Annotated in this window: 13 protein-coding genes; 4 read left to right on the top strand and 9 right to left on the bottom strand. The window is 33.8% G+C overall.

Annotation, left to right across the window (positions count from 1 at the left end):
* Positions 1-53 precede the first annotated feature (53 nt).
* The 5 genes from ACFSC2_RS13475 to mutY all read right to left on the bottom strand — a co-directional run bounded on the left by ACFSC2_RS13475 (position 54) and on the right by mutY (position 4,521).
* A complete protein-coding gene (locus ACFSC2_RS13475; RefSeq protein WP_379814909.1) occupies positions 54-479 on the bottom strand; it encodes a helix-turn-helix domain-containing protein in 426 nt (141 codons plus the stop codon).
* A 183-nt stretch (positions 480-662) separates the two neighbouring features.
* Positions 663-1,223, bottom strand: coding sequence for a gliding motility lipoprotein GldD (gene gldD / locus ACFSC2_RS13470; protein WP_379814910.1), 561 nt, complete (start codon positions 1,221-1,223; stop codon positions 663-665).
* Position 1,224: 1 nt separating this feature from the next.
* A complete protein-coding gene (locus tag ACFSC2_RS13465; RefSeq protein ID WP_379814911.1) occupies positions 1,225-2,520 on the bottom strand; it encodes a gliding motility-associated protein GldE in 1,296 nt (431 codons plus the stop codon).
* Between the two features lie 26 nt (positions 2,521-2,546).
* Positions 2,547-2,987 (bottom strand): single-stranded DNA-binding protein, encoded by a 441-nt coding sequence (locus tag ACFSC2_RS13460; protein ID WP_379814912.1) that lies wholly within the window; start codon positions 2,985-2,987, stop codon positions 2,547-2,549.
* Between the two features lie 487 nt (positions 2,988-3,474).
* A complete protein-coding gene (mutY, locus tag ACFSC2_RS13455; RefSeq protein ID WP_379814913.1) occupies positions 3,475-4,521 on the bottom strand; it encodes an A/G-specific adenine glycosylase in 1,047 nt (348 codons plus the stop codon).
* Between the two features lie 140 nt (positions 4,522-4,661).
* Here mutY and ACFSC2_RS13450 point away from each other — a divergent pair, with 140 nt between their 5' ends.
* From ACFSC2_RS13450 to ACFSC2_RS13440, 3 genes are all read left to right on the top strand, one after another.
* Complete coding sequence (locus tag ACFSC2_RS13450) at positions 4,662-4,952, top strand: HU family DNA-binding protein (protein WP_007805026.1); 291 nt, start codon at positions 4,662-4,664, stop codon at positions 4,950-4,952.
* Between the two features lie 381 nt (positions 4,953-5,333).
* The gene (locus tag ACFSC2_RS13445; RefSeq protein WP_379814914.1) at positions 5,334-6,878 is read left to right on the top strand and encodes an Rne/Rng family ribonuclease; all 1,545 of its coding nucleotides are present in this window, start codon (positions 5,334-5,336) and stop codon (positions 6,876-6,878) included.
* Positions 6,879-7,032: 154 nt separating this feature from the next.
* Positions 7,033-7,827, top strand: a complete 795-nt coding sequence (locus tag ACFSC2_RS13440) for a hypothetical protein (protein WP_379814916.1) — start codon at positions 7,033-7,035, stop codon at positions 7,825-7,827.
* Position 7,828: 1 nt separating this feature from the next.
* On the opposite strand, the gene pbpC is transcribed toward ACFSC2_RS13440, so the two are convergent.
* The 4 genes from pbpC to ACFSC2_RS13420 form a co-directional block, all read right to left on the bottom strand.
* The gene (gene pbpC / locus ACFSC2_RS13435; RefSeq protein WP_379814917.1) at positions 7,829-10,201 is read right to left on the bottom strand and encodes a penicillin-binding protein 1C; all 2,373 of its coding nucleotides are present in this window, start codon (positions 10,199-10,201) and stop codon (positions 7,829-7,831) included.
* A 218-nt stretch (positions 10,202-10,419) separates the two neighbouring features.
* Complete coding sequence (locus ACFSC2_RS13430; RefSeq protein WP_379814918.1) at positions 10,420-16,095, bottom strand: alpha-2-macroglobulin family protein; 5,676 nt, start codon at positions 16,093-16,095, stop codon at positions 10,420-10,422.
* 274 nt (positions 16,096-16,369) lie between these two features.
* On the bottom strand, positions 16,370-17,002 hold the full coding sequence (locus ACFSC2_RS13425; protein ID WP_379814919.1) for a hypothetical protein: 633 nt from the start codon (positions 17,000-17,002) through the stop codon (positions 16,370-16,372).
* Positions 17,003-17,016: 14 nt separating this feature from the next.
* A complete protein-coding gene (locus ACFSC2_RS13420) occupies positions 17,017-17,460 on the bottom strand; it encodes a nucleoside deaminase (protein ID WP_379814920.1) in 444 nt (147 codons plus the stop codon).
* Positions 17,461-17,522: 62 nt separating this feature from the next.
* On the opposite strand from ACFSC2_RS13420, the gene ACFSC2_RS13415 reads away from it, so the two are divergent.
* Positions 17,523-18,452, top strand: a complete 930-nt coding sequence (locus tag ACFSC2_RS13415; protein WP_379814921.1) for an energy transducer TonB — start codon at positions 17,523-17,525, stop codon at positions 18,450-18,452.
* The last annotated feature ends 1 nt before the right edge of the window (position 18,453 follow it).

The raw sequence follows: 18,453 nt of genomic DNA, 5'->3' as shown, positions 1-18,453 counted from the left end.
AAGAGCTGAATCTAATTATTTTAGATTCAGCTCTTTTAATTATAACTTAAGTACTATTTATCTCTCAACAACTTCTCCAAATAAGCTATTTTCTCTTTCTCAGATTCCAATAAGCGCTCATAAAGTTTTTTATTTTCTTCTACCATCTCCATCATTTTATCTAATGGATTGAAAGAACAGTTATTTGGATTTATAGGAACAGCTCCAATGCTATGACTAAAATCATTATCGTAAATATTGTTGAAATAATTAATCACGCTTTCTTCAAAAAAATTCTTAATCGATTCCACAGTTACACCAAGCGCTTTGGCTACTTCTGCCAATCTATCTTCGTCAATGGTTTCACTATTTTCTATATTCGAAATTGTCTGCTGTGTAATTCCTAAAGCCTGAGCCAATGCTTCCTGCTTCATATCTCTTAATTCACGAATACGGCTTATTTTTCGCCCTATATGATTTGGTTTCGTTAATGTGCTCATAATTCAAAGGTAATAATTAGGAATAAAAAATAATACAAACCGTAAAAAACATCTTTCGTTTTGTACGATACAGCAAAAATACTTCATTGCCACAAACAACAATTTCTGCTTGTCTGATTTATACAAAAATACAATTTTTCGGACAAGAAAAAAGGATCCAAATCGGATCCTTTTTTTATTTCTTTATTTCCATTTTAACGTTTCCATCAAATGCTGCATGTCATTTTTAATATAACTTGCTGCCGGCATAATCGAATCAAAGTTAGGTTTTGCGTAAAAGTAAACAGAACCCGTTAAAAAATGTCTTGTACTGTCCGTAACGTAAAACTGAGAGTTTGTTGCGGCATTTCCATCAACCTGATAAAACATTCCGTATACTTTTTTTGAAGGATTAATGTAGGGTTGCTCCAAAATATCATCGGCTTTAATTACGTGTTCGTAGGTCAGTTTTTGAGCATCTTTTAAAAGCTTATCAATATTACCATTTACAGGTTTGTAGGTCAAATAAATCGTCGCCTTCATTTTAGGATATGTAATTGTAAAACCGCATTCTTTTTCACCTTTAATAACTGCGTCTTCATTCATTTCAAAAGCAAACGGACAATTGTTTTCAAAACTCATATACTTGGCTTCTGGATAGTCTAAACGTAAAAAACTAACTGGTTTTGGTACCACATCATTTTTACAACTTGCCATCATGATCGTCAAAACCATAGTTGACGCAAAAATTATCTTCTTAAACATTTTATTCTAATGTAACTTTTATTTGTTTAACCCTTTTTTTATCGACTGTTTCTATTGTGAAAACACAATTTTCAAAAGCTACTTTTTGATCTTTTTTGGGAAAATTGCCTAAAACTTCCAAAATAAATCCGGCCAGCGTTTCGGCTTCTCCTTTGTGTGATTCAAAAACTTCTTCGTCAACATCTACAATTCGATAAAAGTCTTTTAAATTTATTTTCCCTTCAAAAAGGAAATTTTTATCATCAATCTGAGAATAATTCACATTCTCGTCATCAAATTCATCACTAATATCCCCAACAATTTCTTCGATAACGTCTTCTAAAGAGACCAATCCTGAAGTTCCTCCATATTCATCAACCACAATTGCTAAGTGGCTTTTTAAACTCTGAAAGTCCTTTAATAAGTTATCGAGCTTTTTATTTTCTGGAACAAAAAATGCTTCTCTTATCAAAGATGACCAGTCAAAATCTTCTTTATCGATATGCGGCAGTAAATCTTTCACAAAAAGAACACCCTCAATCTGATCAATATTATCTCGATAAACCGGAATTCTTGAAAATCCTTTATCAATTATCTTAGGATAAATAGCCACGAAAGATTCTGATATTTCTAAAGCAAAAATATCAATTCTCGGGCTCATTACCTGTTTAGTATCGGTATTTCCAAAGGAAACAATTCCTTCTAAAATTTTCTGCTCTTCTTGCGAAGTTCCTTCAGAATCTGTTAATTCTAAAGCTTGCGAAAGCTGATTTATTGAAAAATTATTTTTCTGTTTTCCTAATTTACGTTGCAAATATAAGGTAACACTACGCATTGGCAAGCTTACTGGCGAAAGCAATTTATCTAAAAAAGAAATCGGATACGCTACACGCTTGGCAAACTGAACACTATTTCTGCTTGCGTAAACCTTAGGAAGCACCTCGCCAAACAAAAGAATTAAAAATGTTACGAGAATTACCTCTAATACAAACTTAAAGGCTGGCGAACTAACACTAGAAAAAATATTCTGCCCTATAAAAGCAAACAAGATTACTACGCCAATGTTGAAAAAGTTATTAGCAACCAATAATGTAGCCAACAGTTTTTTTGGTCTATCAAGAAGATTTGAAATAATTTTACCTTTTGCCAGATTGTCTTGAATTGTTTCGTCAATTTCTTTTTGAGATAAAGAAAAAAGTGCCACTTCGGCACCTGAAACTATAGCTGATAAAAACAGCAGAATAAATATTCCGACAGTACCAATTATTAAATTGCTGTCAAGATTTGTAGTTAAAAATAAACTGGGCTCCGGGTCCAAATTAAAAAAGATTAATTAAACATATTTTAGAAAGGCAGATCATTAATAGGAAGCCCTTCGTTTGAAGCATCAAAGTTAGTATTTTTTGCTGGTTCAGACTCTTGATTTGGTTTATGATTTGCAGTTTCTTTTTTGGTTGTCAGAAAAGTAAACTCTGTAACCTGAATTTCTGTAGTATATTTTGTGGTTCCGTCTTCTGCCTGCCATTGACGTGATTTTATACGTCCTTCAACATAAATTTTATCTCCTTTAGAAAGGTATTTTTCGCAGATCTCAGCCGCTTTATTACGCACAACCAAATTATGCCATTCGGTAGAAGTTATCTTTTCGTTGGTCGTTTTATTTATATATACTTCGTTTGTAGCCAGCTGAAAACGTCCAATGCAATTGCCTCCATCAAAATAATGCATCTTTACATCATCGCCCAAATGGCCAATAAGCATCACTTTATTTAATGTTCCATTCATAGTTTTTTGTGGTATTTCTACCAAAGATACATTTTTTTAGCAATTTAATTCCTGCTTTTCTATAAAATTGTAAAACTACTTGCAATACTCTAACGCTTTAATATAATATTGACTTTCTGTTTTCAATAATCAATTACTTCATCTTTAAATCTAATTAATAGCATGATTTAAAATAAAAATCAAAAAAGAAACTAACTTTTTGTAAATAAAAACTTACTTTTGTTTTTCCGTTTATTCTATTAAAAAAGAAAATGCATAATTACAATTCAGAATACTCAAACTCAGATTACGGCCGAGATCTAAATCTAATATTAAAAATAATTTCTTTTTTAATTCCAATTATTGGGTTCGTGATTTACAATTCAAAGAAAATAAAAAGTCCCAAAGCAGCAAAATCGGCTTGCGAAATAGCTATCGCTGGTTATTTTTTTCAATTATTTATAAAAATGCTTTTATATGCGTACTCAAATAGTTCAAATTAGAATTCTTAGAATTTAACTTCCATATTTTCTATGAAATTATAAATTACGATAGGAAAAGGAAAGGTTTTTAATTTTTCTAAGTCAACTCCATCGACAATTACTCCTTCAACCTTGATCTTCCAAAATTGAATATGCAAATGCTGATGAGACAATTTATGAATTACTGTAGTTTCAGAACACTCCTCTATACTTAATATAGTATATGATGCTAAAATCGTTTTCTGAACTTCATTTGCAACAAAATCAAAACTTGCAATTTCTTGAGTTTCCAGAAGCGGGAATTCATATAAGTTATGCCAAATTCCTTTTGCGGTTCTTTTTTGAATCAAAGTATTGCCGAGCGTATCTTCAAGAATCAAATAATTAAAGAAACGATTAGTGACTTTCGTTTTCTTCAATTTAACCGGAAGCATATTTACTTTCTTTTTCTGCAAGGCGGCACAACTGTCATTAAAAACGCATATGTCACAATCAGGATTTTTAGGCACACATTGCAAGGCGCCAAACTCCATTATAGCCTGATTAAAAATAGCCGGATTATCAGACGGCATTAATTCTTGAGCCAAAGCGCTAAATTCTTTTTTAGTCGCAGGAAGTGCAATATCTGTCTCGATATCAAAATAACGAGACAAAACCCTAAAAACATTTCCATCAACAACCGGCACCACTTCATTATAAGAAAAAGAAGCAATTGCAGCCGCGGTATATTCGCCTACACCTTTAAGTTTCAAAAGCTCTTTATAAGAATCAGGAAAAACACCATTTAATTCATAAGCAATAAATTGAGCCGTTTTATGAAGATTTCGAGCTCTGGAATAATAGCCCAAACCCTGCCAAAGTTTTAAAACTTTTTCTTCTGAAGCATCGGCTAAATCTTTTACAGTAGGAAATTCCTTGGTAAATACAAAAAAATAAGGCATTCCTTGCGCTACTCTAGTCTGTTGCAGCATTATTTCTGAGAGCCAAATTTGGTACGGATTAGTCGTTTTTCGCCACGGCAAGTCGCGCTTGTTCTGTAAATACCATTTTATCAAGATGTTATAAAAATCCATTGCAAAATACTTAGAATACAAAAGTAAATGTTTATGTAATTAAAATTTAACGAATTAGCTTGATTAATTATTTTTTTAATTCCTATATTTGCAAACTCAAAAAAATAATACACCATTTATAAAATAAAATAGGAAAGAAAATGACGAAAGCAGACATCGTAGCTAAAATTTCAGAGAAATTAGGTCTTGAAAAAGGAGACGTTCAAGCAACAGTTGAAACTTTTATGGAAGAAGTTAAAACTTCATTAGAAACTGGAGACAATGTTTACCTAAGAGGTTTCGGAAGTTTCATCGTAAAAACTAGAGCTGAAAAGACAGGAAGAAACATTTCAAAAAACACAACTATCAAAATTCCTGCACACAACATTCCTGCGTTTAAACCTGCAAAAGTATTTGTAGAAGGAGTTAAAACTAACAACGAAGCAAAATAATATTAATTAACATAAATCTGACACGATATGCCAAGTGGTAAAAAAAGAAAGAGACATAAGGTAGCTACTCACAAACGTAAAAAAAGAGCGAGAGCTAACCGCCACAAAAAGAAAAAGTAGTTTTAAACTACTTTTTTCTTTTTAAAAGTTCATTGAAATTGAAAATTAGTATTCAGCCTTCAGTTTTTAGTCTTCAGTCCACTGATTACTTAAAACTGAAAACTGCCAGCTAGTTTTCACCGGGTTAATACCTGTTTAAAATATTGTTTAATCCATCTGTAGATAAGATTTTAGACTTTAGATTTTAGATTTTAGATTTTTTTAATCTATGCTCTTCTCTCTCTTTTCTATTTTCTGAAAAAACAGATAAAAATTTACAGTGTGAATAAAGAATTAATCATTAGATCTAGTTCTGATGCCGTAGATTTTGCCTTATTAAAAGATGGAAAACTAATTGAATTACACAAAGAAGAAGAGAAAAGCAATTTTCAGGTTGGTGATATTTTTATTGCCAAAATCAGAAAACCAGTTGCCGGACTTAATGCTGCTTTTGTAAATGTAGGTTTCGAAAAAGATGCCTTTTTACATTATCACGATTTGGGTCCAAACTTAGCTTCTCAGTTGAAATTCATAAAACTTGTAAGCGCAGGTAAATTAAAAGATTTCTCCCTAAAAACCTTTCAGTTTGAAAAAGAGATTGACAAAGATGGCATCATTACTGATATTTTAAGTGCCAATCAATCTGTTTTAGTTCAAGTAGTTAAAGAACCTATATCTACCAAGGGACCAAGAATAAGTGCTGAGCTTTCTCTTGCCGGAAGATTTATTGTTCTAGTTCCTTTTTCTGATCGTGTTTCTATTTCTCAAAAAATAGAAGACAAAAAAGAAAAGGATCGTCTAAAAAAACTTGTTCTATCGATCAAACCTAAAGGATTTGGTGTTATTGTTCGTACAGTAGCCGAAGGCAAAAACGTAGCCGAATTAGAAAAAGATTTGCAGAACCTGCTTGGCAGATGGACTGCAATGTGTAAAAAATTACCAACTGCTCATCATCCGTCCAAAGTATTAGGAGAGCTTAACAGAGCTTCTTCAATATTAAGAGATGTTTTTAACGATACCTTCAGCGGTATTCAAATAGATGACGAAGAGTTGTACCACCAAACGAAGGAATATCTGCAAGAAATTGCACCTTCGAAACAATCTATTGTGAAGTTTTATCAATCAAACGACACTCCAATTTTCGAGAAATATAATATAGAGAGACAAATCAAAACTTCTTTTGGCAGAACAGTTTCTATGAGCAAAGGTGCTTATCTTATTATAGAACACACCGAAGCTCTTCACGTTATTGACGTAAACAGCGGAAACCGTTCTAATAAAGCCACCAACCAAGAAGACACAGCCATGGAAGTGAATATGATTGCTGCAGCAGAAATCGCAAGACAACTTCGTCTGCGAGATATGGGCGGTATAATCGTAGTTGATTTTATTGATATGTCAAATCCTGAAAACAGGAAGGTTTTGTTCGACTTCTTGCGAGAAGAAATGAGCGACGATAAAGCAAAGCATAAAATATTACCGCCAAGTAAATTTGGTTTAGTCCAGATTACAAGACAGCGAGTAAGACCAGAAGTTAATATAAAAACCAGAGAAGAAGATCCTAATAAAGTTAATGGCGAAATTGAAGCGCCAATTTTAATTATCGATAAAATTACTGCTGATTTAGAAAGACTTTTAAAAACCCACAATAAAGTTGTGCTTAACACACATCCGTTTGTGGCTGCATACCTCAGCAAAGGTTTTCCATCATTACGTTCAAAATGGTTTTTTGAACATAAGAAATGGGTGAAAATCATACCTCGTGACGCTTACACGTACTTAGAATATCATTTCTACGATAAAAAAGGAAATGTTATTTCAGAATAAAAAAATTAGAAACCGCCTTTCGTGAGATTGGCGGTTTTTTTATGGCTTTTTTCTAAGAAATTTTATCTTATTCTAACATAAAAAGATTCTTTAAAGATTAGATATAAAAATGTAATAAAGTATTTTTAGACTTAAAATTATCAATCTAACGCGCATGCTGTCTAAAACAACCAAATATTTTGTCTATAAAAATCATTTTTGCTATTTTATTATAGTGGCTTTTATTCTTTTTTCTAACCATTTAACAGCTCAAATAGACACTATATTTTTCAATTCAAAATGGAAAACAACCACTAAAGATTCTGCTGTTTATTATAGAATAAAACCTATCAAAATAAAAACAACAAAAGCAATCGGACACAAAATACAATATGTTGATTCTCTTTACCTCATAAAAGATTACTACGTAAAAAACAATGTGTTACAGTTTGAAGGTTACACCAAAGACGCAGAAGGCAATAATAACGCAGGAAAAGCAAAATGGTTTAATGAAGATGGATCTCTATCCTATTCACGAGATTTTGACAAACCCGCACCAGGCACATTTCGCGTTCCGATTCCGCCTATGACTTATATCAACTACAGCGTTGCCAACAAAAGTCTGCTTACTGCAGGACTGGAATTTTGTCTTGATTGTAAACATGAAGACAAACTTTTTTTAGGAATAGGATATGGAATTACAAATAGTTATAATGGCAATTATTATGGGCTTCCTGACTTACATCTTTCGTACAATAAAGATTTCTTATTTTTAAAAGCGGGAAGTTCTCATAAAAATGCCTATGCATTGGGTGGTTTTACTTTTTTAAATCTAATTGATTTAGGTTTCGGTTATTCATTCCCTTTCAATAAAGACAAAATACCAACCTACAAAGGATTTACTACTTCTATTACCCTTCGTCTTTCAAGAAGCCAAAGGGCTTATCAAAAATTCAATGTTATTCAGTAAACTATTCCCTTACAATTTCTATTTTTCTTCGAATTTCATTTCCAAATTCATCTACGACTGTAATGTAATGAAAACCAGCTGTTGGTGTAATCTGCAATTCATGAAATGTCTTTGTTGTGGCTTTGTAAACATCATCAACATACCAAAACAGTTCTTTATCACGTTCTGCATAAGCTACTTTTAAAATTACGGGCTGTACTTCGCTGTTGAAATTTTTAGTTAAATAGATTTTACTATTTGCTTTGGGATAAATAAAATCCATTGTAGTGCTTTGATTTCCTTGACAGCCTTCTTTAAAAGGAGGTAACGGAAGATAATCAATATGCTGGCTTTTGTAATACCAAGCCATAACGGGAGGCAATACGAACCAGTTCTTCGCTACGATATTATCTATGCTTTCGCAGCTACTGTTTACTTGAAATTGCCCCGATTTATCTACGTGAATTAATTTATGATAGGGGCAAACAACCGTAGATTTTCCTTTTTTGGGAACCCATTGTTTTATTTTCGGACAGCCATCTTTAGCCAGATAACCGCTTAATTTACAAACCTCAACTTCAGCCAAATCTTTGTAAGGTGTTTGAAACCATTTTTGTCTCGGCAGTAAATTAAAAACATCAAATAAAATAGGTGCTGCACTGGTCACTCCTGTCAAAGTTGGTCTTCCCTCGCCTGTAGCGTTCCCAACCCAAATTCCAACAACATATTTAGAATTGGTTCCAATTGCCCACGCATCTCTGTTTCCAAAACTGGTCCCTGTTTTCCACGCAATTTTAAGCGAACTGTCATAAAATTTCCACGCTTCATCTCCTTCTGGTCGGTTTACTTGTTCCATTGCATTATAAGTCTGCCAAATAGCCCCAGAACCTAAAATATTCTTTTGGTCTGTTTCTGAACCAAAATCTGGTTCAAAATTATTTTTATAATTTAATTCTGAGAATTCATTTTCTCTATATTTTCCTTGTTTTGTAAAATAATTTAAAGTCGAAGACAAGCCTGCATACGTTCTGCACAAATCCCATAAATTACTTTCAGCCCCGCCCAATATCAGTGAAAGTCCGTAATGATCTGGCGTTTTATTGATGTTTTTTAGTTTAAATTTCTGGAGTTCTTCATAAAATTTATTTACTCCATATTCCTGAAGCATCAAAACTGCTGGAATATTTAAAGATCTTGATAAAGCTCGATGCGCAGGAACAGCTCCGTCAAAAGTCAAATTAAAATTCTGCGGTGTATAACCTGAAATCTGTGTTGGAACGTCGGCTATCAAAGTATTAGGCAATAATTCACCTTCATCAAGCATAGCTCCATAAAGCAATGGTTTTAAGATACTTCCCGTGCTTCTTGGAGCATCGATAATATCAACATCTTTTTGATGATCACTATCTGTGGGCGAATTCCCAACGTAACTTATCACATTCCTGCTTTCAACATCAATCACTAAAACAGCCAGATTATGTACTTCATTCTGTTTGTATTGATTGTAATAATATCTTGCAATTTGGTTTATTCTATTTTGCAACGCATAATCTAGAGTAGTTTTAACTCTTGTTCCTTCTTCATTTTTTGCAACACGCTGCAATAAATGCGGTGCAATCTGCGGTAAATCATAAGGTTTTTGAGGCAATGGTTCTTCAATAGAAAGTTCGTAAGTCTGCTTGTCGATTATACCTTCTTTATGCAATTTTAGCAAAAGCTGATTTCTCTTTTTTAATAATTTAATCTGATTTTTTCCTGGATAAATTAAGCTTGGTGCATTTGGTAAAACAGCCAAAACCGCATTTTCTGCCCACGATAATTGATTGGACTGTACTCCAAAATAACGCCATGAAGCCATTTCTAGTCCGACAACATTTCCTCCAAATGGTGCGTGTGCTGCATATAATTCTAAAATTTCGTTTTTGGAATATCCTAATTCCAAACGCGTTGAAAGAATAATTTCGATTATTTTTTCAAAGTAAGTTCGCTTTTTTCCTTTCCTCGAAAGTCTGATCACTTGCTGTGTCAAAGTACTTCCGCCTCGAACAACTTTTCCCGCTTTTTGGTTTTGCTTGAAAGCATTTATCATTGCCCCTGGATTAAAACCGGGATGTTTATAGAAATATTCATCTTCAAAATAAACAATACATTTCTTGAATTTATCAGGAACGTTGTCTTGAGCAGGGAAACGCCATTGTCCGTCTCTGGCGATTTTTGCGCCTAATAATTCGCCTTCTTTACTTTCAATTACGGTTGAATAAGGCTCTTGAAATAAAGGTTTTGGAAGTGCAAAATAATAAATCAGCAAGAGCAGAAATGCAATTGCTGATTTTATTTTGTTCTTTTTTATCCAAATTATTATGCGTTGGAAAAAGGCTTTTAATTTATTTTTCAATTTTTATTTTTTTAACCGCAAAGGCACTAAGTTACTCGCAATCCCGCTATCTATCGGGACGCGAAGTTTTGCGCAGATTTTACAGATTTATTTTATCTGCTTGATCTGCAAAATCTGCGGGAGACCTTTTATCATAAAGATTTTTTTGCCACAGATTAAATTGATTCACACAGATTTTTAAAAATCCTTTTAATCCATATAATCTGTGGCTATAAAATTTATTTCACCACCTCAACCCAGAATCCTTTTGTTCTGGCTAAGAAAGTATTATCGTACATGGCTTCACACTGTAATCCTGGCAGATAATAATTACCTAAATATGAAGCATTCAACAGAATTCTAAACACTTTGGTTTCTCTGGCTTTCATTCCGAAATAGAAATTTGTTCTATCGTCACGAATGTCAATATAATCTGCAATATTGTTTACAGCATCTCCGTAATCAGTAAAACGGGTGTTTACAATTTCAAACCCTGAAGGAAGAATCTGTGACAAAGCTACATTCTGCACGCTTTCTCCTCTTTGATTTTTAACGGTTACTTCGGCAACAAACTCAGTACCTTGACTGATTCTAGAAACATCAATTACGCTTCCTTTTCTATTTTTGAAAACTATCGAAGCCGAAACGTCATTCTGAGTTGCATTTTCTTGACCTATTGGCAATATTCCAGTATTCAATACACGAACATACACTGTATTATTTTTATTGTTTTTTAAAGTAATACTGTTTGATCCTGACTGAACAGACAAGCTCCTGTCTGCAACTGTTTTTGCTGTATTTATAGTTTCTGCTTTTCCGTTTTTATTGAATTGAATATTAATACCTTTTGGACCATTCGAAGCCGCAAATTTCGACATCGCATACAAACAATAAGCCGTAGTCTGTGTACTCATCCATTGATTTGCTGCCATTTCTTTGGCTAATTTTGTTGCTGTTGCAAACGCTTTTTGTTTTTGATCTAATAAAAGCATCGTTTCTAGTGCCATTGCTCTATTCCTTTCGGTTGAGCCATAATAGTAATAGCTGTAACCGTCTGAACTGCCGTCGATACTTGTTTTCAAAAACAAGCTTTGTCCTGCTGATTTTTGCCCTGCTAAAACATAAGCAGCAGCCAAACGAAGCATACTTTCATTTGAGATACCTTTGGTTTCTCTAAGTCTGTTCATAGAAGAAAGATCTGCATTTCCTGCTAAAGCCAAAGTGTATAAACGATATGCCTGCGCTAAATCATTGCCATATTTTGGTTCAAAACGCCATTGTTTCGCTTCTCTCTGCTGATAAGACAGCCATTTTGATTTGAAATTAATCGGTAAAACATAACCTTTTTTCTCTGCTTCTATCAAGAAATGACCCGCGTATGATGTTCCCCAATCATCTGCAATGGCGTTTCCTTGCCAGTATGGCAATCCTCCATTGGCCAATTGGAAACTTCCTAATCTCGTAATTCCGGCAGCGATATTTTTTTGAATTATTGCACTACGTTTAGAATCGATATCTGCTACATCATTCAAAAATAACTGTGGAAAAACCGAAGAAGTCGTCTGCTCAACACAACCGTGCGGATATTGAATCAAGAATTGCAATCTTCCGTTTAAATTAATGGTTGGCATAGACGAAACTTCCAATCTTGCTTTGTTGCTTCCAGCTACTCCAAATGTTTTCCACGAAATAGTTTTACTGCTATTTGGCGGTAAAATAATATCTGTAAAAGTACTCGTAACTGGATTCGGATTGGTCATGTCAATTTCAACATCATAAACCGATTTCTCGCTTCCTGAAGTCGCAATAACCTGAACTTTTGCAATTCCGGTTGTAGCACCTACAACTAAATTAAAGTAAGCCATTTTTTCATCTGGTTGTGCAAAACTTAATTTTTGAACTGCACTTCCCATTACTTTTAATCCGTTCCTGGTTTTTACCTGAATCGAAACGTTTTTGATTTTATTTTCGGTTGCAAAAACGGTTACAGGAAGTGTTACTTTCTCTGATGGCGAAATTTTTCTTGGTAATGAAGCTAAAACCATCAAAGGACTTTTAACCGGAGTTGCTTTTTCTACACTTCCATACGCACTTGTATTTGCATCACCCGCGACAAGCATTGTTCTAACAGAGCCAATGTATTTTGGCAGTTTTAATTGATGTGATTTGGTTTCGCCTTTATCCAATTTAAAAGGACCATAATACAATACAACAGGTTTAAAACGGTTGGCTTTTTTTGCTTTTCCACCGCCTAAATCCTGATCACCTCCAATACTGAAAATCTGATTGATTTTCCCGCCGTAAGCACCAATTACATCATCGTAAACGTCCCAGGTTTTTACACCCAAAGCTTCACGAACATAGAAACTATCCCATGCATTTGGTGTTTTAAAACGAGTTAAATCCAATAAACCTTCGTCAACAACTGCAATTGTATAAGTCATTGCTTTGCCTTTGTTTTCGCTTACTTTTACCGTAAATGGCTGTTCAGGTCTCAAAACATCTGGCATATTCAGTTTTGGTTCCAGAATCGTATTTTTATCAACCACTTCGATCGGAACAATACCGTACATTCTTATAGGCGAATCATTTTTGGTTGTTGCATGAGGCTGTAAAAGCGTAATATTGAAATATACGTTTGGAGCCATCGCGCCCGTAATCGGAATCTCAACTTTTGTTTCTCCTTTCTGTGTTTTTGCCCAAACGGTCTGCACTACTTTCGATCCGTTTTCTATCGAGATTAAAGCACGTCCGCCTTCGCTTGACGGGAACGAAATCTGTGCTTTTTCTCCAACTTCATAATTCTTTTTATCGGTAGAAAAAACCAGCATATTAGCTGTTGATGCATCTCTATTTCGCGTTTTTCCAGACCAGATCGGCCAGTCAATATTAGCGGTTAAAGCTGTTGCATGTCCACTTGTACCATCTTCTACACGAATTAAATAACGTCCCCATTCTTCATCTGATAATGTAAATTGAAAACTTCCTTTACCGCTCGAATCGGTATCTACAGTTGTAGACTTGTAAGATGTTGTTGAATTTGATGAATTATAATTCGATAAATTATCACTTGACGAATCCCACCACCAGCGCCAGTCTACTTTATAAATTCGCACTTCAAGATTTCTAACTGATTTTGGTCTTCCATTTTCATCAACTGTAATTACTTCAAAACGGTTCGCAGTTCTAGTTTCAAGCATTCCGTATTTGTTTGGTTCAGGTGATTTTATTCCGACATAAGTTTTGTATGGAGAATAAGTGGTCGAAATCACATCGGTACTAAAATCTCCTCCTTCTTCGTATACTTTTGTAATGAATGAAGCGCGAAGCATTCCTGGTGCCTGACCTTGTAATTTAGGATCAATCGGAACGGAAACTCTTCCATTTTCATTTAGCTTTCCTGAGAAAATATTGATTTCTTCAGAACCAAATTGTCTTACTAAATCATCAAAACTATATTTTTCGTAACCTTTAAAAGTTGTGGTCTGCTGTGAAAATTTCGCCTGCATTTCTACATTCAAATTCTTCGCAATTGCACCATGAAGCCATGTCACTTCTAGATTACTTGCATTTGGATAAGAAGACGAAAGCGTTTTTCTTGTAAAATTATTTTTGATTTTTAAACGATTCGGCTTAATCGTTTCTATTTTAATACTCTTATAAAATTTAGCACCGCCGACACTAACCATTGCTTCCCAATTTCCTGTTGGTGCATCTTGACTTGTCGGAACTACAAAGGAATAATGATTTAAATCGTTTGTTTTTTGAACAGTTTGATAAGTTGTTTTCCCGCTTGGATCATTCAATCTAAATTTAATCGGATGCGATTTCGGAAGTTTATTCGCAGCATCATTCAAAATAAAAGATAAATATAAATTATCACCGGGACGCCAAACGCCTCGTTCTCCGAAAATAAATCCTTTTAAACCTTTTTGAAGTGTTTCTCCCGCAACATCAAAATTACTTACAGATAACGAAAGTCCGTCATCCAGCTTCACGTAGGTCGATTGATCTCCAAGTGAAACTATAGCGAAATAAGCAAACTTATCTAATTGGAAAGATGCAATTCCTTCACTGCTTGTTGCTGCTGTTGCTAGTTTTTGTTGTTGATAACTGTATAAATCTACTCTTGCATTCGAAACTGGTTCTGTTGTAACAATATTATTTACTGCAAATAAATACGATTTATTCTCGCCTCTTTTGGCAATTACACCTAAATCTGATGCTAAGATATTGGTTCCGATTTTGGCATTATAATAATACGAACTGGAGCAAGGATCTTGACTTTCTCTCCATTCATAATCATCATAATAGTAGTCGTCATAATTATTGCCGCTGTAGTTGACATCATTTTCATCAACTTCTTCTTCCTCTGTTTCAGGTTCACTTTCGTCTGAAGTTTCGCATTTGTACATAGAATATTTCTTTTTGTACTCAAATTCTACACGATAAATGGCTCCAGGTTCAGGCGTGATTATTTTAGATAAATCCAAAGCAAAAGTGTTCCATTTCGTCGGATTTATTAAAGTATTTTCTTTTAAATTGAGCGTTGTCTTGGCAATTGGCTGTGCTACTTTTTTAAGATTTTGCGCGCCATTTAATGCATTATACTGAAGAAACTGAAGAATGTTGTTTTTGTAAATCTTATATATTTTTACATCAACTGCACTTAAGTTTACAGCTTCAAAATTTAATTTTAAATTGTTGGAACTTGGCAGAATTGTTCCGTTTTTAATGAAACGAACGCTTGGTTTTATCTGGTCAAAAGTTATTTTTTCAGAATAATTATTGTTCATTTTATTGCCGTATTGGCTTTCGATTCCTTGAAAAACTTCTAACAATAAATCTCCTGTCAAAACTGGCTCAGGTTCTGATGGCACTTCTTCTTCAACCACTTCTACAGGACTTTCTACAGGCGCAGCTGCTGCACTGTCAACTACGACTGCAGCCGAATCTACTGCAACTTCGGTTATTTCTTCTTCAGCGACAACCGCAACAGGTTCTGTGGCTTTTTGAGGAGCCGCTTGATTGGTAAAATATACTTTTAGTAAATTCCCTTGTGTCGAAAACTTAAGATTATCTGTGTTTTGAATGGATACTAAACCTTTGAAATCCTGTCCTTTTTCTAAAGGTTCAGAAAAATTGATTAAAACAGATTGATTAGTTCCTTCTGGCACTTCAACTTTAACCACTTTAAATTCCTTGATACTCGAAACGGCGTAATCTTGCTCGCCTTTTTGGTCAATATCAGCATCGCTTCCATCGTAGGCAATTTCGACGTTCGAAGCTTCATCAAAACGCTGAATACTATCAATTATAAAGTGGAATTCTTTGGCTGTTCCTTCTTTTTTATCGAATTTAATTTTAAGATCTTTTCCTTTTTGAGTTGCCGAAACTAACTTTATTGCAGTTTCAAGATCCATTTCGTCTGCTGTTTTTAAAACGCAGTTTAAATATTGATATTCTTTGTTATACGATTGAATATCTGCAGTATTAATGACAAAATCCTGCTTGATTGTTTTAACTGTAAAATTAAAATCAGAAAGCTCTTTTTCTTTCTCTTTTGGCAGCGTAATCAGTTTATCAAGATGTAGTGTGACCTGATATTCCGTTCCAGCTTTTAATTTCTTTTCTGGAATAAAGGCAATTGTATTTCCAGAAAGTGCCACGACTTTTCCGTCTACACTTGGCGAGATATCAAACAAATCGCTTTCTAAAACTTCATTTACTTTCCATTCTTTTTTATCGAATGCCAAAACCACACGAATATCGGACTGCGACGACACGATACCGCCTGTAAAACTCACGATGTAATCTTTGAATAAAGAGAAATCGGAATTAAAATTTGATTTTCGACCACAAGATTGAAAAATAAAAAACACAAAAAATACGAGAACTAAACCTTTTGCTTTCAATTTACTTAGAGTTAAGGGTTAACAAACTAGAATATTTACTGCTAAAACATTAGTAGCAAAATACAAATTAAATAGCGATAAAAGTAAAAATATTTTGAAGTGCCTTTAAGAAGAAAATTCTCTAATAATGATTATTTAACTTTTGTTGAAGTTTATAAAGCCCTGAGAGTTAATCAGAACATATTCCAGCTGTCCGGTATATCTTTTCATCCTTCAAAAAGCGGGTAAAAAGAATACCGCTTTCATCTGAGTCAGCGACCCTTTTCTTAAAAAATTAAAGTTCCGTTCCTAATTTTGACAGCACTTTATCCATTTCAAGGAAATGCGCTTGTGTATTTGATGAATAAAAAAGCTGATTATTACTCATGACTACAATTACATCATCATCATGGTTTCCATAAAATTGAATTCCTTCTGCCCAATGTTTAAATGAAACTCCCTTATTCGAAAATTGATGCGTAATAAAATCTAAATCCTCAGTTTCTAATTCATAAAAAGTATCACAGGTAAAATCTAAAGCAAAACCAGCCTGAAGAAATGCCATTGCTGTAAAAAAATCTGTTAATGTTTCTGTTTCCAGATTCCATTCTTTTTCATCATAACTTATATAAACCGGCGGATTCGGACTTGATAAATCATCTTTATGAATTCCCCAAACACAAACTCGTTGGTTCTCAGCATAAAATATCAGATAATCGTTATGTGTAAAATATTGAAAACGTTCTGGAACAATCAACGAATCTTGGGTATGATTTAAACTTTGAATTTTTCCCAATTGCGTATAATAATCTACAAAAGCCTCTGGAAGTTGTCCAAAAATATCTTTTACAACTTGAATTTCATTATTTGAAAAACCATCAGATTCGCTGATGTGAAATAAATTTTTTATTATTGAGAAATCGGTCATAATCCTTTTAATATTTACTTACGTCTTTCGAGAAAAAAACGTTTCATTAAATCAGCCGCTTCATTGGCCATTACACCGGAGACAACAGTAGTTTTAGGATGTAATTTGGTTCCCATAGAGAGAAAACCTCTTTGTTCATCACGTGCGCCAAAAACAATTTTAGTAATCTGGCTCCAATACAAAGCTCCCGCGCACATCTGACAAGGCTCTAAAGTAACATACAACGTACAATCTTTTAAATATTTTCCGCCAAGAAAGTTTGCCGCCGAAGTTATCGCCTGCATTTCGGCGTGAGCTGTAACATCGTTTAAAAGTTCTGTCAGATTATGAGTTCTGGCAATAACTTTGTCTGCTACAACAATTATGGCTCCCACAGGAATTTCGCCTTTTTCAAAAGCCATTTCAGCTTCCTGCAAAGCTTTCTTCATAAAATATTCGTCGGTGAAAGGATTTTCCATAAATGCAAAAATACATTTTTACATCTTATTTTTTATTACATTTATTTCTCGAAATTCTCTTTATGGAAAGAAAATATAAAATCACAATTCCGGAACCTTGTCACGAAGACTGGAACAAAATGACGCCAAAAGATAATGGTAGATTTTGTTTGAATTGTTCTAAAACAGTTGTTGATTTTACGGCTATGATGCCGGAGGAAATTCAGCATTTTTTCATCCAAAATCAGAATGAAAATGTTTGCGGCAGATTTAGAAAATCTCAATTAGACACAATTACCATTCAAATTCCGAGTCGGGTTTTGTATACACAAACACATTATTCTAAAATGTTTTTGCTTGCATTATTTATTGCTATGGGAACAACTTTATTTAGCTGCGCTGATAACAAAGGAAATAAACACACTATTGATAAAATAGAAGTTATTGAAGAGCAAATAAATAAAGAGGTTTATAATGATAATAAAAAAGACAGCTTAATCAGCAATAAACCCCTTCAAACAATAAGTCCTATTGCTATAATTGAGGAGCCAAAAGTCGGAATCGGAGTTGAAGCTGTTTACGAAAGCCATATTACTGGAATGCCCGCAATTCAACCTCCTATTTGCGTTCTAGAAAAACTCCCAGATTATCCGGGCGGTTTAGAAAAGTTTTATGATTTAATAAGAAGTGATTTTAAAATTCCTAAAAAAGCCAAACGGAGCACGGGAGAAATTGAAGTTTCATTTGTAATTGAAAAAAATGGAATCCTAAACCAGATAAAAGTGTTTGATAATATTGGTCATGAAACTGGAGAAGAAATTGTCCGCGTTTTGCAAAAATCAAAAAAATGGATACCTGGTTTTGTTGATGATAGAGATTCGGTTGTGATGAGACTTAAAATTTTAGTAGAAAAAGATACGCTAAATAATAGAAAAAGAAATCTATCTAAAATAACTACTATTGATCTTGTTAAGGCCAATAATACAAAAATCAGCCTCGCAAATAATTTTTAAA

This window comes from Flavobacterium artemisiae, assembly GCF_042678225.1.
Taxonomy (GTDB): domain Bacteria; phylum Bacteroidota; class Bacteroidia; order Flavobacteriales; family Flavobacteriaceae; genus Flavobacterium; species Flavobacterium artemisiae.
Note: the sequence above shows the minus strand (reverse complement) of the source record. Positions and strands in the feature narration are given on the sequence as shown.

Bases quoted from the DNA above. Each gene is read 5' to 3' on its own strand.
- gldD (WP_379814910.1), bottom strand. From the start codon at position 1,223: ATGTTTAAGAAGATAATTTTTGCGTCAACTATGGTTTTGACGATCATG.
- ACFSC2_RS13415 (WP_379814921.1), top strand. From the start codon at position 17,523: ATGGAAAGAAAATATAAAATCACAATTCCGGAACCTTGTCACGAAGAC.
- mutY (WP_379814913.1), bottom strand. From the start codon at position 4,521: ATGGATTTTTATAACATCTTGATAAAATGGTATTTACAGAACAAGCGC.
- ACFSC2_RS13425 (WP_379814919.1), bottom strand. From the start codon at position 17,002: ATGACCGATTTCTCAATAATAAAAAATTTATTTCACATCAGCGAATCT.
- ACFSC2_RS13440 (WP_379814916.1), top strand. From the start codon at position 7,033: ATGCTGTCTAAAACAACCAAATATTTTGTCTATAAAAATCATTTTTGC.
- ACFSC2_RS13420 (WP_379814920.1), bottom strand. From the start codon at position 17,460: ATGGAAAATCCTTTCACCGACGAATATTTTATGAAGAAAGCTTTGCAG.
- ACFSC2_RS13450 (WP_007805026.1), top strand. From the start codon at position 4,662: ATGACGAAAGCAGACATCGTAGCTAAAATTTCAGAGAAATTAGGTCTT.
- ACFSC2_RS13475 (WP_379814909.1), bottom strand. From the start codon at position 479: ATGAGCACATTAACGAAACCAAATCATATAGGGCGAAAAATAAGCCGT.
- ACFSC2_RS13460 (WP_379814912.1), bottom strand. From the start codon at position 2,987: ATGAATGGAACATTAAATAAAGTGATGCTTATTGGCCATTTGGGCGAT.